Source organism: Tangfeifania diversioriginum, assembly GCF_900141875.1.
GTDB classification, from domain to species: domain Bacteria; phylum Bacteroidota; class Bacteroidia; order Bacteroidales; family Prolixibacteraceae; genus Tangfeifania; species Tangfeifania diversioriginum.
Map to the genome: position 1 here is coordinate 17305 of NZ_FQZE01000003.1, position 21589 is coordinate 38893.

Here is a 21589-nt window from a genome sequence, read left to right on the forward strand (position 1 = left end):
TGGTTTTCAGTAACGATTTCTTTTCTTGTAATATTTCAAAAATTTCGTACAAACTTTTCAGAATGTGTGGTTCTCAAGTGTTCGTTTAAATTTTTGTTGTCAGCATTTTAGAGAACAGTTGTTTTAAGTAAATGTGTTGAATCAAGTTTAACGGTTTAAATTTATTTGAATGAATATTTTAATCTTCGTAAAACGGCTTTTGCATCGTTTTCATAAAAACCTTTTCTGTCGATTATTGCAAGTAATTGTTCTTTTGCTTTGTCTTTCGAATCCAGTTTTATGTAGCACAAACTCCTGTACCACTCGGCTTCTTCAATAAAAATATTATCGCCCTGGGTTATCACTTTTGTGTACTCAGGAACAGCTTCGTCATATTTCTGCATATTTTGAAAACTGGCAGCTTTGTAAAAATTATACACATATTTTTCGGCGTTTCCTTCCAAAGCCTGATTGTAGAGCTGTATCGCCTTTTGGTATTCTCCGTTGACATAATGAACGTTTGCTTCCCGTAGATAGCTCACATCGGACGTAACAGCCCTCTGCGGTGACCACTCTGGTGTTTGGTAATACCTTTCGTATAATTGTTCGGTTGAGGCAAACTCATTTTTAAGCAATCCGGTAACAGCTATTAGAATTACAACAATGGCAACGCTTGCCCTCCACCATTGCATTTTATGGATTTTGGCATCGGGAACTATTGATTTTAATTCCTTGGTTTCAATTTCACGCTTAGTTTCCGAGAGTTTGTCCCTGAGTGTAAAAATATCCTTTTCGCCAATCGATTTATCTACATTTTTCCGCAGGGAAACCTCAGCTTTTAAATCGGTGTTTTCATTCAACTCCTCATTAAACCTCGCCAGCTTTTCCCCGTCAAGGGTTCCTTCAATAAATTCTTCAATATCCTGTTCACTTACATTCCAGGAAGTTTCAGTATTCATTAAATCTGAAATTTTATCTCTGAGGTTTAAAACATCCAGCTCTTCGAGGGCATTTTCCAATTCGCTGTGGATTCGAACCTCCCGTTCCAACGTGCTGTTAACTTTCAGCTCTTTTTCAAACTCTTCCAGCTCTTTTCCGGTTAGTTCACCACTAAGGTATTCGTCAATTTCCTCGGTTGAAAACTGCATTTGAACGGTTTGAGAAACTTTGGACAATGTATCGCGCAGGTCCAAAACATCTTTTTCAAGAAGGGCCTCTTCCAGTCCTTCAAACTCAAGATCATCAAAATCTTCATCTAAAAATTCCTCCTCCTGTTCAGCGGCTTTTTGTTCCTTGTAGAATTGGTGGATGTTTTCGTTTGAAATAAGTTCGTGTTGATAAACGTGCACTTTGGGTAGCGAATCGTAGTAATCTAGTAGTTCATCGGGGGAAACAGAGGAAGTGAGTTGCTGGATGTCTGCAAAACCGTCGAGCATTGCAAAGGAGCCGTCTTTGCTTTTATCATCTGCATGTTTTGCAGCTTTTCCGAGTTTTTCTCTTAAAATTAGAACGTCTTCTTCAGTAATGGCGGCGTGTAAATCTTCTTCGAATTTTACTTCTTCCTGTAGTTCATCATTTTTTTTCAGTTCTGTTTCAAATTCGATTTTTTCGGGTTTGTCAAGATTATTTAAGCAATAATCCTCAATCAATTCAAAAAGTTTTGTTTTAGGTACCATCTTCAAGTATTTTTTTAAATTCTGTATCTTGCTTTATCCTACTAATCAGAATCTCTTTACATTTGAATTTTCGCTTTTTAGTATATTTTTCTCCTTTGTACCCCATAATCTGAGCAATTTCCTTTAAGGGTACTTTCTCAAAAAACAACTGTAAAAGTTTCTGACAATCTGTACTCAGGGATTTAAAATGTTTCTGGTATAAACCATACTTTTCATTTTTATTCACCAGCTCAACCAGGTTTTCGTCGTATAAATCTTCCTGGTACGGCATGGTGTCATTTATTTTCTCTTTTTCTATACGCATTTTTTCAAGCTGCTTGAGCCATAAAAAACGGCATACTGAAAATAAATACCCCTGAAAAGAACTCGCTTCGAAAACTAAATCGTTTTCTTTAATCTTCCGATAAATTACTATTATCGCTTCCTGAAAAACATCGTTAGCATCATCCTCACTCCCACTATTCTTCTTAATAAAATGATTTACCTTGTAGTAATACTGTTTATAAATGTATTGCAGTATCAAATTATCATGTCTCAGTATTCCTTTAAGGATTTGTTCATCAGTGTAACTTTTCATGTTCTTCTATTATATAATTCGGTTTATTTCAAAAAGGTAACCCTCATTTTTATAAAAAATAAAAAAAATTTAGCGGAAAAGTATCAACATATTGATTGATCCGCCTAAATTACAAGGAATTACAATCATTGCATAAAAATACAATCTATTTGTAAATAAGAAAATGGTTTGAGGTATTTTTTGCCAAAACAAAAAAAAATAGAATTTGGGGGTTACCTTCCGGCAAAATCCAGAATATTATAATAACAAGGATGCTTTTCCTTTAACCATTAGATCAAATTTTAGTAAAAGGGGGTGGTTCCCCTTTTTACATTCTTTCGGGCATTTCAATGCCCAGCAATGTCATACCGCTTTTTATCACTTTCCCAACAGCTTCGGATAAAACCAGCCTGAAATCCCTTATATTATTTTCAGACGCGTTTAAAATGGAATGGTCGTGGTAAAACTGGTTGTATTCCTTCACCAGTTCGTAACAAAAGTTAGCAACTACTGCGGGGCTGTAATTTTTCCCGGCTTCGGCAACAATATCAGGAAACAGCGATATTCGTTTTAATACTAACTTCTCCTTTTCGGAAATGCTGATATTTTCATCGGCATCGCTTACCAGGTTGATGTTTTTTTCTGCTGCCTTACGTAAAACCGATTGTATGCGGGCATAAGTGTACTGAATAAAGGGGCCGGTATTTCCGTTAAAGTCAATCGATTCTTCAGGATTAAACAGCATGTTTTTCTTCGGATCAACTTTAAGAATAAAATACTTGAGTGCTCCCAAAGCAATTATTTCAAATGTTTTTTCGGTTTCTTCAGCAGTCAGGGCATCAAGCTTTCCCAGTTCTTCGGCCATGTTTCGGGCTACATTAATCATTTCTTCCATCAAATCATCGGCATCAACCACGGTGCCTTCCCTCGACTTCATTTTCCCTGAAGGCAATTCAACCATTCCGTACGAGAAATGAAAAAGATCTTTTCCCCAGGTGTACCCCAGTTTATCGAGCAGAACTGACAAAACCTGAAAATGGTAGTTTTGTTCGTTACCCACTACATAAACCATTTTATCGATGGAATAATCGTTGTAACGCATTTTTGCTGTGCCAATATCCTGGGTCATGTAAACAGAAGTGCCGTCGCTGCGTAAAAGTATTTTTTTATCGAGGCCATCTTCGGTTAAATCTGCCCAAACTGAATCATCTTCTTCCTTGTAAAAAATACCTTCTTCCACCCCCCGCAATACTTCTTCTTTTCCCACAAGGTAGGTATCCGATTCGTAATAAATTGTATCAAAATCAACTCCCATCTTCCGGTAGGTTTCATCAAAACCTTTGTAAACCCAGCTGTTCATTCTTTTCCAGAGATCCACAGTCTCCGGATCCCTGGCTTCCCATTTAAGTAGCATCTCGCGGGCTTCCAAAATTGATGGCGCTTTGGCTTCTGCTTCTTTCGGGGGAACCCCCTTATCGATTAATTCTTTTATTTCAGCCTTATAATGCTTATCGAATTCAACATATAAATCTCCAACCAAATGATCGCCTTTGGTTCCGGTATTTTCGGGAGTTTTACCCTCTCCCCATTTTTTCCAGGCAACCATCGATTTGCAGATGTGGATACCACGATCATTTACAATATTTGTTTTTACTACTTTGTTGCCGTTTGCTTTTTGGATTTCTGAAATTGAATAACCGAGCAGGTTGTTACGAATGTGGCCCAAATGCAAAGGCTTATTTGTATTGGGCGATGAATACTCAACCATAATCACCCTGGAATTCTCATCTTCCTGTTTTGTTCCGTAGGCATCATCTTTTCGTGCATTTTTTAAAACACGAATCCAATAATTATCAGCAATAACAAGGTTTAAAAAACCTTTAATTACGTTGAATGATCTTACTTCATCAACATTTCCCTGTAAATATTCCCCAATTTGTTTTCCGGTTTCCTCAGGGCTTTTGCGCGAATGTTTCAAAAAAGGAAAAACCACCAGGGTAATATCACCTTCAAAATCTTTACGGGTAATCTGCAACTGTATTGATTTACTTGCTGGTTCAAAATTGTATAGGTTTTTCAATGCTTCTGCAACTGCAGAATGAAGTACTTGCTCGATATTCATTGCCAATATTTTTTTATGAACGACAAAGATAACAAATTACACTTTTGGTAAATGCATGCCATAAAAAAAGCCCTACCAAAAGGCAAGGCTCTCTTTAAACTATTATTCAAACAGTATTATTTTACAATTGTAGCTTCTTCGAACTCAACTCTGCGGTTTTTCCTTCTGTTCTCAATAGATGTGTTGGGAACAGCAGGGTCTTCTTCGCCGTAGTAATTTGAACCAACATAAGTATTACTGATACCTTTTGAAAGCAAATATTTCACAACTGACTGGGCCCTTCTTTCTGAAAGATCCATATTGTATTCATTTGTTCCAATGTTGCAGGTATGGCCACCAACAACAATTTCATACTCCTTGCTTTCGCTCAGGGTTTCAACAAGCTCATCGAGTTCCTGAATTGCTTCGGGCCTTAGTTCAGCTTTATCGAAATCGAAGTAAACTGCCGGAATATCCAGTTCTACTTCAGCAGGGCATCCGTCGTTATCGGCAGGGCCTGGTTCAGTCGGGCACCTGTCTTCGCAGTCAATTACACCGTCGCCATCTGAATCAAGCGGACATCCGTCTTCATCAACCGGGCAACCTTTTGGCGTATTGGGGCATTCATCTTTATGATCCGGAACGCCGTCCTCGTCAGTATCAGGGCATCCGTTGAATTTAGCCAATCCCGGGGTGTCAGGACAATCGTCATCTTTATCCGGAATGCCGTCGCCATCGGAGTCAGGACATCCATCAAATCTTGCTTCTCCCGGTTCATCCGGACAGTCGTCTTTATAATCCGGAACGCCATCGCCATCGCGGTCGAACGGGCATCCATTTTCATCCACTTCTACCCCCGGAGGAGTATCGGGGCATTCATCTTTTCTGTCAGGAACGCCATCGCCGTCAGAATCTTTGGCTGCGCCTATGGCAAATTCAATAATTCCGGAAAGTTTAATAAAATTATCGGTAACTGTTTCTAACACTTCATCCACATGCCTTTCACCTTCGATACCATGAATGTATCCTGCTTCCAGGTAAAGCGAGGTATTGGGGCTGATAGGAAATTTTGAACCAAGCCCGGCATTAAAATTCACCCCTTCCTGCATGTTGTCCATCATGTAACCAGGCCCTGCATATAAATAGGGTTGAATGGAACTGGTTTCAGATAAAATACTGCCGTTGAAAAATTTAAACCTGAAATTCAGCACAGGATTAAAAAAGTCAATACCATCGTCATTAAAACCACCCTGGGCTTTCAACATTAAATCAAAAGAGGGGCTTAAATACCGGCTAACATAAAAATCGCCCAGAAAACTTAATTCATTTTTTTCGAGGTTTTGCGACACACCGGGCCCTAATCCTATTGCCCATTTTTTATCTGCGTTTTGGGCAAATGCAGTTCCCATTATAAACAGGGACAAAAAGAGAAGCGTAAACTTTTTCATAATTATTTATTTTTTTGAAAATTTATTTCTAAAGAGACCAATTTAACAATTTATTTCATCCTATCAAAACAACTACTATACAATAGATGTAACAATATATACATTTTTAACAAATTTAGTTATTCTTTTATAATTAGAGTTATATTTATTTAAAGTTTTTAATTTAAATATGTATTGATTTTGAATGTTTTAAAATAATTCACCGCTCTTAAAGCAATAAAGAGTTGCTGACAAAATACTTTTTCTTTTCAATTGAATTTAATGTCGATTATTTTTTTGAAATGTACTCGAAAGTTAATTTTTCATATCCTCTTATAAGTAATTGTACTACATTGTTTTGAGCATCAAACATCAAGTTGTCTATTTGCGAAACAGGCAAAATTTGGGGCGATGTCCCGGTTATAAAAACCGCATGAAAGTCTGGGATGTCATTCAAAAATATGTGCTCTTCTCTATAAATTATACCCGATTCTGTTGTTAGTTGAATAGTTTTTTGCCTGGTTATTCCCAGTAAAACTTCATTTTGGGGTGGCGTAACTACCGTATTATCTTTAACAAAAAACACATTGCTCCGGCTTCCTTCTGTAATATGGTTATATTTATCAACCAATAAAACTTCGTAAAAACCTTTGGCTGATATTAGTTCATCAGCCCGTTGCCTTACTGAAGTTTGAAAAACTTTAGCATGGGGGTTTCGCCGTTCACCATGTAAAATTCCACATTTCACCCCCGAATTGTACCAGGAAGCTTTTGGATACTGGTGTGCTATAAAATAAGCTTTCAGATTAACTTTGCACGAGACAAGGATATTCCCAAACGTAACATCATTCGCATCTATTAATTCTTTAATAAAACTGATGATTTCTTCTTTTTTGTATCGAATAGTTTTGCCTGCAATTTCAGCCGACGCAAAAAATCGCTCCATGTGTTCTTCCACGAATAAAGGAACTCCTTTTTCAACCCTTAAAACTTCATAAATGCCCCCCTCGTTTTCTGAAGGAACAAAATCTGAAACAGGCTTTAAGTCACCATTAAAAATAAAATAATTATGTTTTGGCGTTTGCTTCATTTTTGTAATTTAAAGTAAAATTACACAAATGTTTTATCTGATGTGAAAATGGCTTATAAAATTCCGCTTCCGCTAACGTTTAATCCACACAAGCACCACTTAGGATTTATATTCCAACAACTTAAAATATGGCAAAACAAGGAATGGCCCGAAATAACAGATGAAATGAAAGTTATTGGAAACAACCTGACTGATTTATATTACGGAAAATTAAATGTAACCGAGATTTGCAATGAATGTTTATTTTATTTTGAAACTCGAAAAATTAATTCTCCTGAAAAATTTTCGGAATGGTTGCAGCCAAATGAATACCGGAAAATTGAGCTCTCCGACAAATCGATGTGGGTGATAAAAAAAGGTGCCAACAACCACCGACATATCCATATCCACCCGGCAAAAAAATCACCGTTAACAACACGGGTCAGGGCAGCCACATTAAAAACTGCAATTGCAATAAAAATTCAGCAAAAGAAATTTTCAAACAGCAATGATTTAAATCTTCAAGATGTCAACCAGGTCAGAACAGAATTTCTGGGACTTTCGCCGATAAAAAATATTTCACGCGGCAAGGGCATATCAAAAATCTGTGCACTTTTTAATTCATTATAATCCTGATTCCTTATGTAATATTTTTCGCTTGCGCCCAGCTTCTGCCAATAGCAAAATCTTTTCTTTTTTAAGTTTGGTTTTACTGTTCATATTATATCCTTTTATTATTTTTGAACCTTCATTTTATTAAACCTATAAAACCTGTGATATGAAAATTTTGCGCATTCCGGCATTTATTCTTGCTGTTGCCTTTCTGGTCAGTTGTTCACGAAAAGAAGAAAAAAATTACCTCCGGCATGTTGACATGCTCATCGGAACCTGGAAATCATCCACCCCGGCTTCCAGCGAGAAACCCGGCGACCACGTAGATTACGGGCAAACCATTCCGGCAGTTACTGCCCCATTTGGAATGACCCAGTGGACTCCGCAAACCCACACATCAGAAGAAAAATGTGTGGCTCCTTTTTATTGGGGAACTCCGGCTCTGCAGGGTTTCAGGGCTACTCACTGGACCAGTGGATCGTGTGTACAGGACTACGGAAGTTTTACATTTTTCCCAACATCAATTAAAAACAATTTCACGTTTTTGCCTTCGCAGCGTAAAACAACATACATGTACGATGCCGACTCCTCATCTCCTGCTTATTACAAAGGAATATTTCCCGAAAACAATATTATTACCGAAATTACAGCAACAAAAAGATCTGGTTTTTTTCGATTTTCATGGTTTGAACCTGAAAATGCCGCTGTAATCATTGATGTTAACAGCGACGAAGGAGAAGGTTATATAAAAATTAATAAAGAAAAAGGAGAAGTTACCGGGTACAATCCTGTTCACCGTATTTACAACGGAAATGGGAAACCAGCAGGTTTTGCCGGGTATTTTGTAGCACAATTCGATAAAGAAATTGCCAGAACAGGCACTTATGCTGAAAATGAATTTTTTCATGAATCCACCGAGCAGGGACAAAAAGAAAATATTGGAGCCTATGTTTTTTTCAACCTGAATGAAGGTGAAAGTGTAAAAATGAAAGTGGGTACATCTTTCACCAGCATTGAAAATGCCCGTAAAAACCTGGAAGAAGAAATTCCGCACTGGGATTTTGAAAAAACAAAAACGGAACTTGAAAGTACATGGAATACGATGCTGGCCAAGATTGATGTCGAGGGAGAAAATGAAGATGAACTTTCCAAATTTTATACCGCCCTTTATCACAGCTTTTTACACCCCCGGCTTTTTAGCGACGTAAATGGCGAATATCCCGGTTTTGATGGCGACTCAACCATTCATAAAGCGGAAGATTTTGACTATTACGATGACTTTTCAAACTGGGACATCTACCGTGCCCAAATGCCGCTGCTAAGCCTGATTGCGCCCGAACAGTATGAAGATATGGTGAAATCGCTGATTGTTAAAGCCGAACAAGGAGGCTGGCTTCCAATCTTCCCCATGTGGAACAGCTATACTTCAGCAATGATTGGCGACCACAGCATTTCCATTATTTCTGATGCTCTGATGAAAGGTTTTGAATTCGATACGGAAAAAGCTTACCACTATATGCGGAGAAATGCATTTGAAACACCCGACAACCTGGAAGAATACATCGACGGAAAAGGCCGCCGCTCACTCACTTCTTACCTTGAGTTTGGGTACATTCCAATTGAAGATGAAGTACCTCATGCATTTCACCTGCGCGAGCAGGTTTCAAGAACCTTGGAATATGCTTACAACGACTGGGCGCTTGCTCAGGTAGCAAATAAATTAGGGAAAAAGGAAGATTTCGAGGAACTCTCGGCCAGGGCGCTGAATTACATCAATGTTTTCGACACCGATAAAGGCTGGGTGTGCGGTAAATTTTCGGATGGCACATTTACCGATGAATTTGATGCCAACAGTGAACTATTTTACATTACCGAAGGAACTCCCAAACATTACAGTTGGTACGTGCCTCACGATGTGAAAGGATTAATCGAACTGATGGGAGGGCCTGAAAAATTCACCAATAAACTGGACGATTTTTTTGCAAATAAAGAATACTGGCACGGCAACGAGCCCGGACATCACATTCCTTACCTGTACAATTATTCGGGGAACTGGCAAAAAACCCAGGAAACCGTTAAAAAGCTACTGAAAACAGAGTACAGTGTTGGCCCCGGCGGATTACCGGGAAACGATGATGCAGGACAGATTTCGGCCTGGTATGTTTTCAGTGCAATGGGTTTTTACCCGGTTTGCCCTGCAAGTAACCAATACCAACTCTCATCGCCCGTTTTCAAAAAGATTACACTTAATCTCGATAAAAAATATTACTCCGGTAAAAGTTTTGTTTTGGAATCTATGCCCGGAAATTCATCCGGCACTTTTTCAAAAGTTAAACTAAACGGAAAAGAAATTGAGCCAGTAATTACCCATGAGAATTTACAAGAAGGTGGAAAACTGAAATTTTCAAATTAGAACTTCACCTCAAAATTTTCAAAATAAAGCATAAAAGGGAAAACCTTTTTATGCTTTATTTTTATATACTTTTTCTGGAAGTTTAATGGCCCTCAAAACCAAAAATATTCCCAGTAATACAAACGGAATGCTCAGCCACTGCCCCATGTTCAGTGCCATGGTTGCTTCAAAAGTCTCCTGGTCTTCTTTTATAAATTCGATGAAGAAACGGGCAGTAAAAATGAAGATAAAAAATACACCGGTAAGTAAACCTTGTTTGTTTTTCGATCGGGTTTTCCGGTATAAAAACATAAGTACGGCAAAAGAGAGCAAATACGCCAGAGCTTCATAAATTTGTGTGGGATGCTTGGGAACGGTTTCGCCGTTGCGTTCAAAAATGAATCCCCAGGGAAGGTTGGTTTCAACACCATATATTTCGGAGTTCATCAGATTTCCGGTGCGAATAAAGGCTGCCACAAGTGCTGTGGGAACAACTATTCGGTCGATGGTCCATAAAACATTTCGTTTGGTTACCACTTTCGAATAAATCAGCATGGCAATAATTATCCCGATTGCCCCACCATGGCTGGCCAGTCCGCCATGCCAGATTTTAATAATTTCGGACGGGTTTTGCGAATAATAATCCCATCCGTAAAAAAACACATGCCCCAGCCTGGCGCCAACAATTGTGGCAATAATGATATAAAAGAATAGTGAGTCGATCCATTTCTGGGGAACTCCTTCTGATCTAAACATTTTTTCACCAATGTAGTACCCGATTAAAAAACCAGAGGCAAACAACAATCCGTACCAGCGAACTGACAAAGGCCCCAGGTTGAAAATTTCGGGGCTCACATTCCAGTGGACAAAACTTAAAAGGTGTATCATTTTATTCAATTAATTACAACATGAATCGACTTCAATAAACCGGGAAACGCAATTCTGTTATTTTGCTCCCCTTCCGTGGCAGTGTTTGTATTTTTTTCCACTCCCGCAAGGACATGGATCGTTGCGGCCAACTTTTTTCTCTACCCGCACCGGCTGAGGCTTGGAGCGTTCACCGGTATTCGTGTTCGCGCCTTCCATCGGGTTATCAACTCCAGGCATATCAGATTTCTGCGTTTTGTACCGGCTCATATCAATGCGTTTACGCTCTTCGGCCTGTTTTATCTGATCAGGATTTTGAATTGGAATGTGTCCTTTCATCAGCGTGGAAACCACATCTTTATTCACTTTTTCCACCATCATTTTAAACAGGTTGAACGATTCAAACTTGTAAATTAACAGCGGATCTTTCTGCTCGTATGTGGCATTTTGTACCGATTGTTTCAAATCGTCCATCTCGCGCAGCTGCTCTTTCCATGATTCATCAATGGTATTCAAAACAATTTGTTTCTGGTATGATTTTACCAGCTCTTTTCCTTTATTTTCGTATGCCTTTTCGAGGTTACAAACAATCTGGAATACCCTTTTACCATCGGAAATGGGAACGACTATATTTTTATAAGTCTGCGATTTTGTTTCGTACACTTTTTTGATGACCGGAAAAGCTTGTTTGGCAATGGTTTCAACTTTGCGGTTGTAGCCATCAATCATTTTTTCATAAATCTTTTCGGTAATTTCTCCGGGGTTCATCTGCTTAAACTCCTCGGCCGAAACCGGCGATTCCATTGAAAGCAAACGCATGAGTTCCAGGTTGAAATCTTCAAACTGGTCGGAGCCGTAATAACTGTTTACCAGTTCTTCAACTGAATCGTACATCATGTTGAGCACATCAACCTCGAGCCGTTCGCCAAAAAGGGCATGCTTGCGTTTCTTGTAGATAACTTCACGCTGCGAGTTCATCACATCGTCGTATTCGAGCAGGCGTTTACGGATTCCGAAGTTATTCTCTTCCACTTTTCTCTGCGCCCGTTCAATCGATTTTGAAATCATTGAATGCTGGATGACTTCACCTTCCTGCAGTCCCAGTTTATCCATTACGCCGGTTATTCGTCCCGAGCCAAAGAGGCGCATCAAATCATCTTCGAGTGAAACATAAAACTGCGATGAACCGGGATCTCCCTGGCGACCTGCGCGTCCGCGCAGCTGCCTGTCCACTCGTCGTGAATCATGTCGTTCGGTACCAACAATGGCCAATCCACCGGCTTTTTTTACTTCGGGTGCCAGTTTAATATCCGTTCCCCTACCGGCCATATTAGTGGCAATGGTTACACCTCCGGTGCGTCCGGCTTCGGCAACAATTTCGGCTTCGCGGGCATGAAGTTTGGCATTGAGCACATTGTGTTTGATACCTTTCATTTTCAGCATCCGGCTAAGCAGTTCTGATATTTCCACAGAAGTGGTACCAACCAGAACCGGTCGTCCTGCTTTATTCAGGTTCACAATTTCATCGCCCACAGCATTGTACTTTTCCCTTTTGGTTTTAAAAACCAAATCCTCCTTATCTTCACGAATAACAGGACGGTTGGTGGGGATAACCACAACTTCCAGTTCGTAAATATCCCAGAATTCCCCGGCTTCAGTTTCGGCTGTCCCGGTCATACCTGCCAGTTTGTGGTACATACGGAAATAATTCTGCAGCGTAATAGTAGCAAATGTCTGTGTAGCGGCTTCCACTTTCACCCGTTCTTTTGCCTCAATGGCCTGGTGCAATCCATCGGAATAACGACGCCCCTCCATAATACGCCCGGTTTGTTCGTCCACAATTTTCACCTTGTTGTCGATAACCACATATTCCACATCTTTTTCGAACATGGTGTAGGCTTTCAACAACTGATTTATGGTATGAACCCGTTCCGATTTCACGGCGTAATCCTGGAGCAGTTTATCTTTCTTCTCAATAATTTCTTCTTCCGGCAAACCGGAATTTTCCAGCTCGGCCATTGTGCTTCCCATGTCAGGAAGTACAAAAAACTCATTATCGTCAAATCCTTGTGAAATAAGGTCGATTCCTTTGTCGGTCAATTCAACCGAATTCATCTTTTCTTCAATAATAAAGTAGAGCGGATCAGTAACAATATGCATATTTTTATTGTTATCCTGCATGTAAAAGTTTTCGGTTTTTTGCAGGATAGACTTCATGCCCTCTGAGCTCAAAAATTTAATTATCGATTTATTTTTCGGCAACCCTTTGTGGGCCCGTAAAAGTAAAAGCCCCCCCTCTTTGCGTTCTTCTTCAGTAGGATTTTCTTTAGTAAGCAGCCGTTTTGCATCGATGAAAATTTGGTTTACCAGCTCGCGCTGTACTTTGTAAAGTTTTTCAACATAACCTTTCAGCTCCTCAAACTGCTGATGCTCGCCTTTTGGCACAGGTCCTGAAATGATAAGCGGGGTACGGGCATCATCGACCAGCACCGAGTCAACCTCATCAACTATGGTGTAATGATGTTTACGCTGAACCAAATCACCGGGGTTTATTGACATGTTGTCACGCAGGTAGTCGAATCCGAATTCATTATTTGTACCATAAGTAATATCGGCATTGTAAGCTTTTCGTCTCGCCTCGGAGTTGGGCTGGTGCTTGTCGATACAATCAACTGTAAGACCATGGAATTCGAAAATAGGTCCCATCCATTCCGCATCTCGTTTGGCAAGGTAATCGTTCACCGTTACAAGATGAACTCCCCGCCCGGCTAAGGCATTCAGAAAAACCGGCAGAGTAGCAGCCAGCGTTTTCCCTTCACCGGTCGCCATTTCGGCAATTTTACCCTGGTGCAATACAACGCCGCCAATCAGCTGAACATCGTAATGAACCATATCCCAGGTAATCTCAGTACCACCGGCAATCCATTTGTTCTTCCAAAGAGCTTTGTCTCCTTTAATAGAAATGCTGTCGCGCTCTGAGGCCAAATCTTTATCGTATTCCCGGGCAGTTACTTCAACGGTTTCATTTTCAAAAAAACGGCTGGCAGTCTCTTTTACAATAGCAAAGGCCGTGGGGAGTACTTCATTTAAAACTTCTTCAATTTTCTCGTTGATTACTTCCTCTAACTTATCAACTTGTTCGTATAGCTTTTCGCTTTCCTGAATTTCAACTTCCTCTGCCTTGGCTCTCAGGCTTTCAATTTCATTTTCTTCGGGTTCAATTCTTTTCTTTATCGTTTTCCGAACTTCATCGGTTTCTTCCCTCAGTTCATCATTCGATTTACTGTTCAGGCGCTCATATTCTTTTTTAATTTGTTCAATCAATGGGGATATTTCCTTGATGTCTCTCTCCGATTTATTACCGAGAATTTTTCCCAGTATTTTAGTTACAAATGCCATTTTGCTTAAATTTATTCTTTACTAAAAATGCGTTTGCAAATTTAGTTAATTGGACAGGGTAAAAAAACGATTAAAATGTTTTTAACTGAAAATACTTATAAAAATAAAAATGACGAAAAAATATACTCCGGTTCAATTTCATGATTTGACGTTCAATATAGAACAAATGTTTAATATATTTTAAAATTAAGTACTAACACACATCATTCACTTCATTAAAAATAATTTAAATTTCAACCAAATTGTAATTAGCACAGAGAGGTTTACACAGAGGTACAACTAACATTAATCAAATGTTCTCAAAGATACTGAAAGATCAATAGTTATAAAATTCTTATAAATTGTAAAGTTTATTCAAAGTAATAAGAGATAACAAAAAATAGAAAGGAAAGAAAGTTTTTAAAACATAGTAAGATATGTTGCATTGATGCAATATTTTTTATATTTTTAATAAAACGATTTGGCTGATGTATCATAAATAATTTTAATATTTGCTTATAACATATAATGTAGATTTTTTAACATTTAAACTTTATGTACTATGAAATTAAAACTTTTACTTCTTTTAATGTTGATTGGTGGGATGCTGAATGCTCAGGATACCATTCGAACATTTATTATTACTGAAACCCGCGTTGACAGGAATGACCAGTCATACGTGGAACTGACTAATGTTGGAGAGGACGATCTCGACATCAGCCAGTTTGAGTTTGGCCGTGTAGGTGCTTGGACAGTCCCATACGAAACAACTGCCGAAAACTTTTTACGGTTGCCGGAAGTAACTCTGGCCCCCGGCCAAACTTATGTGATGGCTGCTGTTAAAGAGTTCGTTGAAGAAATGCACCCAATTAAACCGGATTTATTCCAACGCCGGATTACCAAGCCTGAGTGGTGGGACTTAGCCGATATGGTAATTCACATGCCGGAAGATAATGTTCGGTATGCAACAGCAGGAATATCGGACAGTATTTCTCCCAACTGGGGCATCATGGAAACATGGGGAAGCCGCGAAACCTGGTACATCGAACAACACTTTGAAAATGGCGACTCGGCTATAGTTGACCAGGTAGGTGGTTTGTTCGCAGAGGATAACGACACACAGGAAGATTCTCCTTCCATTGATGTGGCAGGCGTAACCAATGCCTGGGGAACCCACATTCTGGTGCGCAAAGCCAGTATTAAGGAAGGGACAACCGATTTTGATGCCGCCCGTGGTATCGATATCGACGATTCAGAATGGATTCCTATTCCAGTATTCATCAACGACCATGAACCCTACCGGGCCGTATTCTGGACTACTGGATTCCACGGTGATGTGACACTCGATGAAAACACCCTCCAGTCGGATGTACTTGAAGTGGACTGGGCCAATAAAACCATCACTGCTCCGTGGGGAGTGAGAAACAACGACGATTTCATGTTCCAGTTTGAAAAAGTGAACGGTTTGGCTTGGAAATATGATTTATCAGAAGCCCGTGCAGATTCAGCATACAATTCAGCACGCACAGGAGACAAATTGACAATTTATGCCTGTGGAAATACGCTGCAAACCGAAACTTTCGATATTATTGTGGAAGAACCAATGGCCGATGCCAATATTCTTTTACCAAAATATGCACCTGACTGGGATCCGGAAGGTAGTTTCTACTCCAATAATATCAACTCTGGTAATGACGAATACTACTCCGTTACTGTTGACGCACCTGAAATGGACACCATCACTAACGGATTGTTTGGTATTGGCTATGCCACACGAACCGACTCTCTGCTTACCTACCTTGAAAAAGCCCCTGAAGCTGACTGGGAATTTGTTTGGGTAGATGGCGTGGAACGTCCTGACGTTAAAAATGGAGATATACTGAGAGTGACTGCCGATAACGGTGATGTGAAGGACTATTTTATTAAGGTTAACAAATACATTCCAAGCCACAATGCTGATTTAAGCTCCATTACATGGCCCGATATTCCGGAAGATTTGAAAGGGTTGTATGGATGGGTTGAAGATACCATCCCAGGATTTAACTCTGGTGTCACTAATTATAATTTAGAACTCCAATATGGGATAGAGCAAATTCCCACGCTAATCGGAAAAATCAGCGACTTAAATTCTACAATGGAAGTTAACAGGGCTATCAGCCTGGATGGATCAGATGAGCAAAAAACTATTGACTTTGTTGTTACCGCCGAAGATGACACAACCCAAAAAACGTACTCCGTAAAAATGGAAAAACCAAAAGACCTGGAAAACATCCAACCTTTTGAGGCTGAACCATTTATTTCGGAATTGGTAATGAGGGACCAATGGGCAAATGGCTTTGTGGAAATTTGCAACCCGGGAAATCAAACATTGGATTTAAGCAACTATATGTTTGTAGCCACAGGAGCAGATATTAGTAATCCGGCTGAAGCTATTGAAAGTTTTTCAACTGAAGAGGATTGGCTGGACCGATATTCAAAATATGTTCCCGGCTACAAATGGGTGGATCAAACTACCTGGGGGGTATCGCCGGGGATGTTGGTCCAGGATTTAGCAGTTTCCTCTATGGTGGCACCTGGTGATGTATTTGTTATGGGCGAAATAAACGGAACCGGACAAAGTGGCGAAACATGGTTTGCTTCAGAACAATGTGATGTTATTTTTAATACCGACCGTAACCCATGGGGTGAAGAAATAGGAGGTGGTACAGCAGCCGAACAATGGTTGGATGGAAACTTTTTCATTTTTAAAATTTTAAATGATTCGATTCTTACAAATGACAAACCAGCTAATGATCCAAATGACTTTGAATTAATTGAGTACTTTGGACAAAGTGGAGAAACCTGGGTTGTTGGCGGAATTACTACCGATCAAATAACCACATACATCAGAAAACCTGAGTATTATATTGGTAAAACTGAACCTGCAGAATCTTTTGGAGCAACTGAAGAAGAATCAGAATGGATACAACGAAACAGAGCATATTATCAAGGACAGGGCTTTGGCTGGCCAGATGATATTCTTCAGGTTACAAATAACCTGGGGCAGCATTACTTTAATGAACCAACAGGTTATCAAACAACTGTCACATCAGTTTACTACAAGGTAAGTGAAGGCTTTTCCATGGAGGAAACTATAATAGGAGTTTACGAAGGCACTACAGTTGAAGATTTCTTATCAAAAATTGAAAAGAAATATCAAGAACAAGTGCTAGTAGTAAAATCAGGCGCTGATGGTTCCGAACTAGCCGTAGATGAACTTGTAAGTACGAATGACACGCTGGTTGTTACACCTGCAATTGGAAATGCAATGACCAAGTATATCCTTGATGTTACAGAAGAAGGGCTTAACTCAGATGCTTATTTAACTTCATCACTTTATACAATAACTACTGAGGTTGAACCCAAAAGCACTGGAACTGAAGCAACCGGCTCCGGTACTATTACTGGATTCGAGTATGGTACACAACTCCGAACAGTTGTAAATAATGTAGATGTACCTGATGGAGCTACTTTCTCAATATTAGACGATAAAGGAGCACCTGTGCCACTTAAAAGAATGAATTTTGACACAGCCTATGTAGATGTTACAGTAAATCACCTCACTTATTTTGAAGTTGTTTCTGAGGATAATTTATACACAATGATGTATCAGCTGCTGCCACAGGCATCGCAATCATCAGCCTTTGTTACTTCCGATGTATATAACGTGCAACAAAGTGATTTACTCATCCAGTTCGTTCCCAGGGGAACCACTGTAGATGCGTTCATGTCAAATATTCTTCCTTCACTGGGATCAACTGTTAAACTCATTGACAAATTAGGAAATGAAAGAGTTGCAGGAAACATTGCAGAAGACGACAAACTGATTGTTACTGCACCCGATGGTGAAACGCAAACAGTTTATTACCTGGCCATGTTACGCACAGAGCTTGTACCAGCGCCAAACTACCTGGCTTACGTACTGTCTGATGTTTACACTGTTGACCAACAGGATATGTTCCTGGTTGGAAGCTCACTTACAGGAAATACACTTGTAGCTGATTTCCATAACAACATCGAAGCCGTATTTGGCGCTACAGCTATTGTAATGGATAAAGATGGCAACGAAAAAACTGACGGCGACCTTGACGATGGCGACTGGCTCAAAGTAATTTCAGCCGACGGCAAAATTGAAGTGATGTACGCACTGGACCTCGATCTGACATCTGCAGACAAACTTGCCAAAGGTGAAATACTGCTTTATCCGAACCCGACCACCGGAACAGTGAATATCAATGGCCTTGAAAAAGGAACGAGGCTACAGGTATTCAACCAGGTTGGAGCTATGGTAAACGATATAAAATCCAGCAGAAGCATTGAAAGAATTTCGCTGGAAAATCAACCTGCCGGAATGTATCTGATTGTTCTCACAAAAGATGCACAGCTGGTTGGTCAGTATAAAGTGATTCGTAAATAATTTATTTTAATTATTAACATTCTTGATTTGAATAAGAGCCTGTATAAATGCAGGCTCTTATTTTTTAAACCAACAACAACTTGCTATGAACCTGAAATTACCCGGAATATATATTCTCATCCTCACACTTTTTTTTGCTTATTTCCCAAAAGCAAATGCCCAACTTACGCCACATGAAGCGGTAGCGCAAATGCAAAAAGGAATTAACATGGGCAACACACACGAGCCCCCTACAGAAGCCGGCTGGAACAATCCCAAAGCTAAGGAATACTATTTTGATTTATACAAGGAGGCTGGCTTCGACTGTGTTCGTATTCCGGTACGCTGGGATAATTACACCGGTAAAACGCCTCCCTACAAAATTGATGATTACTGGCTGAACCGAATAGAGCAAGTGGTTGACTGGGGCCTGGAGCGTGACCTTTTTATTGTAATCAATGCACACCACGAAGAATGGATAAAAAGCAACTACTCTGAAGCTAATAAAGCCAGGTTTGACAGCATCTGGTCGCAAATTGCCACACATTTTCAGGATAAACCCGAAAAACTTATTTTCGAAATTATTAATGAACCCTACGGATTAACGAAAGCCCAAAATGACGATCTGCATGCCCGGGTTCTTTCAATTATCAGGAAAACAAATCCAACCCGGCTCGTAATTTTTCAGGGGCACAACTGGGGTGGCTCAGACGATCTGCTTATTGCAGAGATACCCGATGATAACTATGTGATTGGCTCCTTCCACTCTTATGATCCTTACCTGTTTGGGCTCGAAGGCGAAGGCACCTGGGGTTCGCCAGCCGATTACAACCAACTCGACCAAAAATTTAAAGGTGTTGCCGATTGGTCAGAAGAAAATAACATTCCGGTCTTTCTCGGCGAGTTTGGCGCAAAAAAAACAGCCGATTACAATTCACGTATGCGACATTACCGGGCGTATGTGGAGCTTTCACAAAAATACGGTTTTACCCCGGCCGCATGGGACGATGGCGGAGATTTCAGAATAATGGAACGCGAGCAGCACGACTGGAATGAAATAAAGGATATTTTGATTCATACTACAACAAAATCGCCTAAACCATTTGCTGTAGTTTACCAGGATTCAATTATTCAGGTCAGCTGGAGTCCTAACACTTCCAACCACGACAGCATTATTGTTCAGCAAAAACTGGCTACCTCCAGGCATTTTACCACCATTGCAACCCTGGCCCCCGAAACACGCCAGCTAAACATTGTCAAGCCATCGCTCACAAATAAATATTACGATTTCAGGATTATTGCTTATTATAATGATACAAATAACCTGTTTTCGCAACCCGTCAGGGTATTTTTTCCGGCATGGACACGCCCAGAGCGAATTCCGTTTAACGACACGCTCGCTGTAATTCCGGGAATAATTGAAGCCGAAGATTTCGACATTGGTGGTGAAGGATTTACCTATCACGATTCCAACGAATTAAACATTGCAGGTGACTACCGCCCTGAGGAAGGTGTCGATATTTATGACCGGCTGGGCGATGGATTTCACATAGGAAACGTGATGCCCGGCGAATGGACAGAGTACTCGGTAAACGTACTTACCGAAGGCTGGTACAACGTGTCGGCCTATGTGGCTACATACTATGCCGGCGGAACCTTTCAAGTTAAAATCGATACAGTTTCATCAGATCCCGTTACTGTCGCGGCCAGCGGAAGCCGTTTGAATACAATGCCGGTTACAACAAAAATGTACCTTAATGCTGGTGAACAAATTTTCAGGTTTACCATTCTCGATGGTCCTCAATTCAATATCGACAAGTTTGAATTTGAGCTGATTACCAATGCCCAACAACCGACTGCCCAAAATGAATTGGGATTTTCACTTCACCAAAACCCTTCAAAAGAGTTGATTATCAATCAAAAACCCGGAGCCCAACTGGTTCAGCTAAATATTTATAATCTGAACGGAAAAGTAATTAAGATGATTGCAAACCCGAAACCCACCGAAAAAGTTTCCGGTTCTGAGTTTTCCACCGGATTGTACATTATTAAAGGTTTTTCGAAAACTGGAATTTACACTAAAAAAATAGTAATAAAGTAAAATATAAGACCATGAAACCAATCATCCCTGTTTTATTGATACTTGTAATTTCCCTTTCAAATTGTAATTTAATGGCCCAACCCGTAGAAGAGCATGGACAACTGGCTGTTGAAGGCAAATATCTGGTTGATAAAAATGAAAAGCCGATCATGCTCTCCGGAGTGAGCTACGGCTGGCACAACTGGTGGCCGAGGTTTTACAACGAAGAATCGGTAGCCTGGCTGGCCGAAGACTGGGGTTGCAATGTTGTTAGAGCAGCACTGGGTGTTGGGCCCGATAGCAGCTATCTCGATCGCAAAAAATGGTCGAAGGAAAAAATTGAAGCTGTTGTAAACGGCGCCATCAAAAACGATATTTACGTCATTATCGACTGGCACAGCCACGAATTTCATCAGCAGGAAGCGATTGAATTCTTTTCGGAAATGGCACAAAAATACGGCGATTATCCGCATGTGATTTACGAAATTTTCAATGAGCCGGTGCGCGATTCCTGGGAAAAAGTAAAAGCCTATTCCGTTGAAGTAATTAAAGCCATCCGGGAACACGACCCCGACAATATCATCCTTGTGGGAAATCCACACTGGGATCAGGATATCCACCTGGTTGCAGACTCCCCCATTGAAGGATTCGACAACCTGATGTACACCGTGCATTTTTATGCCGCCACGCACAAACAGGAACTGCGTGACCGCTGCCAGTACGCCCTCGATAAAAATATTCCGGTTTTCATTTCCGAATCGGCTGGCATGGCAGCCAATGGCGACGGACCAATCAATTACAAAGAGTGGCACAAATGGATTGATTTCATGAAAGAAAATAAAATTAGCTGGGTGAGCTGGTCCATTGCCGATAAAGATGAAACCTGCTCCATGCTTCAAAAATCAGCAGCTGACAAAGGAAACTGGAAAAAAGAAGACTTAAAGGAATCGGGAATTAAAACCAGGGAATTGCTCCGGGAAATGGCCGGATTAAAAGAATAGCATGAAATTTTATCAG

General features: G+C 40.2%; 12 protein-coding genes. 5 read left to right on the top strand and 7 right to left on the bottom strand.

Annotated elements, in window-relative coordinates; all coding sequences use genetic code 11:
- Positions 1-161: 161 nt before the first annotated feature.
- From BUC07_RS02465 to BUC07_RS02485, 5 genes are all read right to left on the bottom strand, one after another.
- Positions 162-1655, bottom strand: a complete 1494-nt coding sequence (locus BUC07_RS02465; protein ID WP_073165057.1) for a tetratricopeptide repeat protein — start codon at positions 1653-1655, stop codon at positions 162-164.
- The gene (locus tag BUC07_RS02470; RefSeq protein WP_073165059.1) at positions 1645-2232 is read right to left on the bottom strand and encodes an RNA polymerase sigma factor; all 588 of its coding nucleotides are present in this window, start codon (positions 2230-2232) and stop codon (positions 1645-1647) included. Before BUC07_RS02470 ends, BUC07_RS02465 begins: the two co-directional genes overlap by 11 nt.
- Positions 2233-2539: 307 nt before the next feature.
- Positions 2540-4333, bottom strand: coding sequence for an arginine--tRNA ligase (argS, locus tag BUC07_RS02475; RefSeq protein WP_073165061.1), 1794 nt, complete (start codon positions 4331-4333; stop codon positions 2540-2542).
- A gap of 116 nt (positions 4334-4449) precedes the next feature.
- Entirely contained in the window at positions 4450-5760 is a 1311-nt protein-coding gene (locus BUC07_RS21510) for an OmpA family protein (RefSeq protein ID WP_073165064.1), read from the bottom strand.
- Positions 5761-6028: 268 nt separating this feature from the next.
- Complete coding sequence (locus tag BUC07_RS02485; protein ID WP_083578055.1) at positions 6029-6829, bottom strand: aminotransferase class IV; 801 nt, start codon at positions 6827-6829, stop codon at positions 6029-6031.
- A 48-nt stretch (positions 6830-6877) separates the two neighbouring features.
- Between BUC07_RS02485 and BUC07_RS02490 the strand changes: the two genes are divergently transcribed.
- Together BUC07_RS02490 and BUC07_RS02495 are read left to right on the top strand one after the other, a co-directional pair.
- Positions 6878-7438: a hypothetical protein gene (locus BUC07_RS02490; RefSeq protein WP_073165067.1), complete on the top strand. Its 561-nt coding sequence runs from the start codon at positions 6878-6880 to the stop codon at positions 7436-7438.
- 148 nt (positions 7439-7586) lie between these two features.
- Complete coding sequence (locus BUC07_RS02495) at positions 7587-9833, top strand: GH92 family glycosyl hydrolase (RefSeq protein WP_073165070.1); 2247 nt, start codon at positions 7587-7589, stop codon at positions 9831-9833.
- A 48-nt stretch (positions 9834-9881) separates the two neighbouring features.
- Here the strand turns inward: BUC07_RS02495 and lgt are convergent, their stop codons facing one another.
- Positions 9882-10700 carry a prolipoprotein diacylglyceryl transferase gene (gene lgt / locus BUC07_RS02500; RefSeq protein ID WP_073165073.1) on the bottom strand — a complete coding sequence of 273 codons (819 nt, stop codon included), beginning with the start codon at positions 10698-10700 and terminating at the stop codon, positions 9882-9884.
- 57 nt (positions 10701-10757) lie between these two features.
- Positions 10758-14078, bottom strand: a complete 3321-nt coding sequence (gene secA / locus BUC07_RS02505) for a preprotein translocase subunit SecA (protein ID WP_073165076.1) — start codon at positions 14076-14078, stop codon at positions 10758-10760.
- Between the two features lie 541 nt (positions 14079-14619).
- On the opposite strand from secA, the gene BUC07_RS02510 reads away from it, so the two are divergent.
- From BUC07_RS02510 to BUC07_RS02520, 3 genes are all read left to right on the top strand, one after another.
- Positions 14620-18513: a T9SS type A sorting domain-containing protein gene (locus tag BUC07_RS02510; protein ID WP_073165079.1), complete on the top strand. Its 3894-nt coding sequence runs from the start codon at positions 14620-14622 to the stop codon at positions 18511-18513.
- An 85-nt stretch (positions 18514-18598) separates the two neighbouring features.
- A complete protein-coding gene (locus BUC07_RS02515; protein WP_073165082.1) occupies positions 18599-20593 on the top strand; it encodes a cellulase family glycosylhydrolase in 1995 nt (664 codons plus the stop codon).
- A gap of 11 nt (positions 20594-20604) precedes the next feature.
- Positions 20605-21573, top strand: a complete 969-nt coding sequence (locus tag BUC07_RS02520; protein ID WP_073165084.1) for a glycoside hydrolase family 5 protein — start codon at positions 20605-20607, stop codon at positions 21571-21573.
- The last annotated feature ends 16 nt before the right edge of the window (positions 21574-21589 follow it).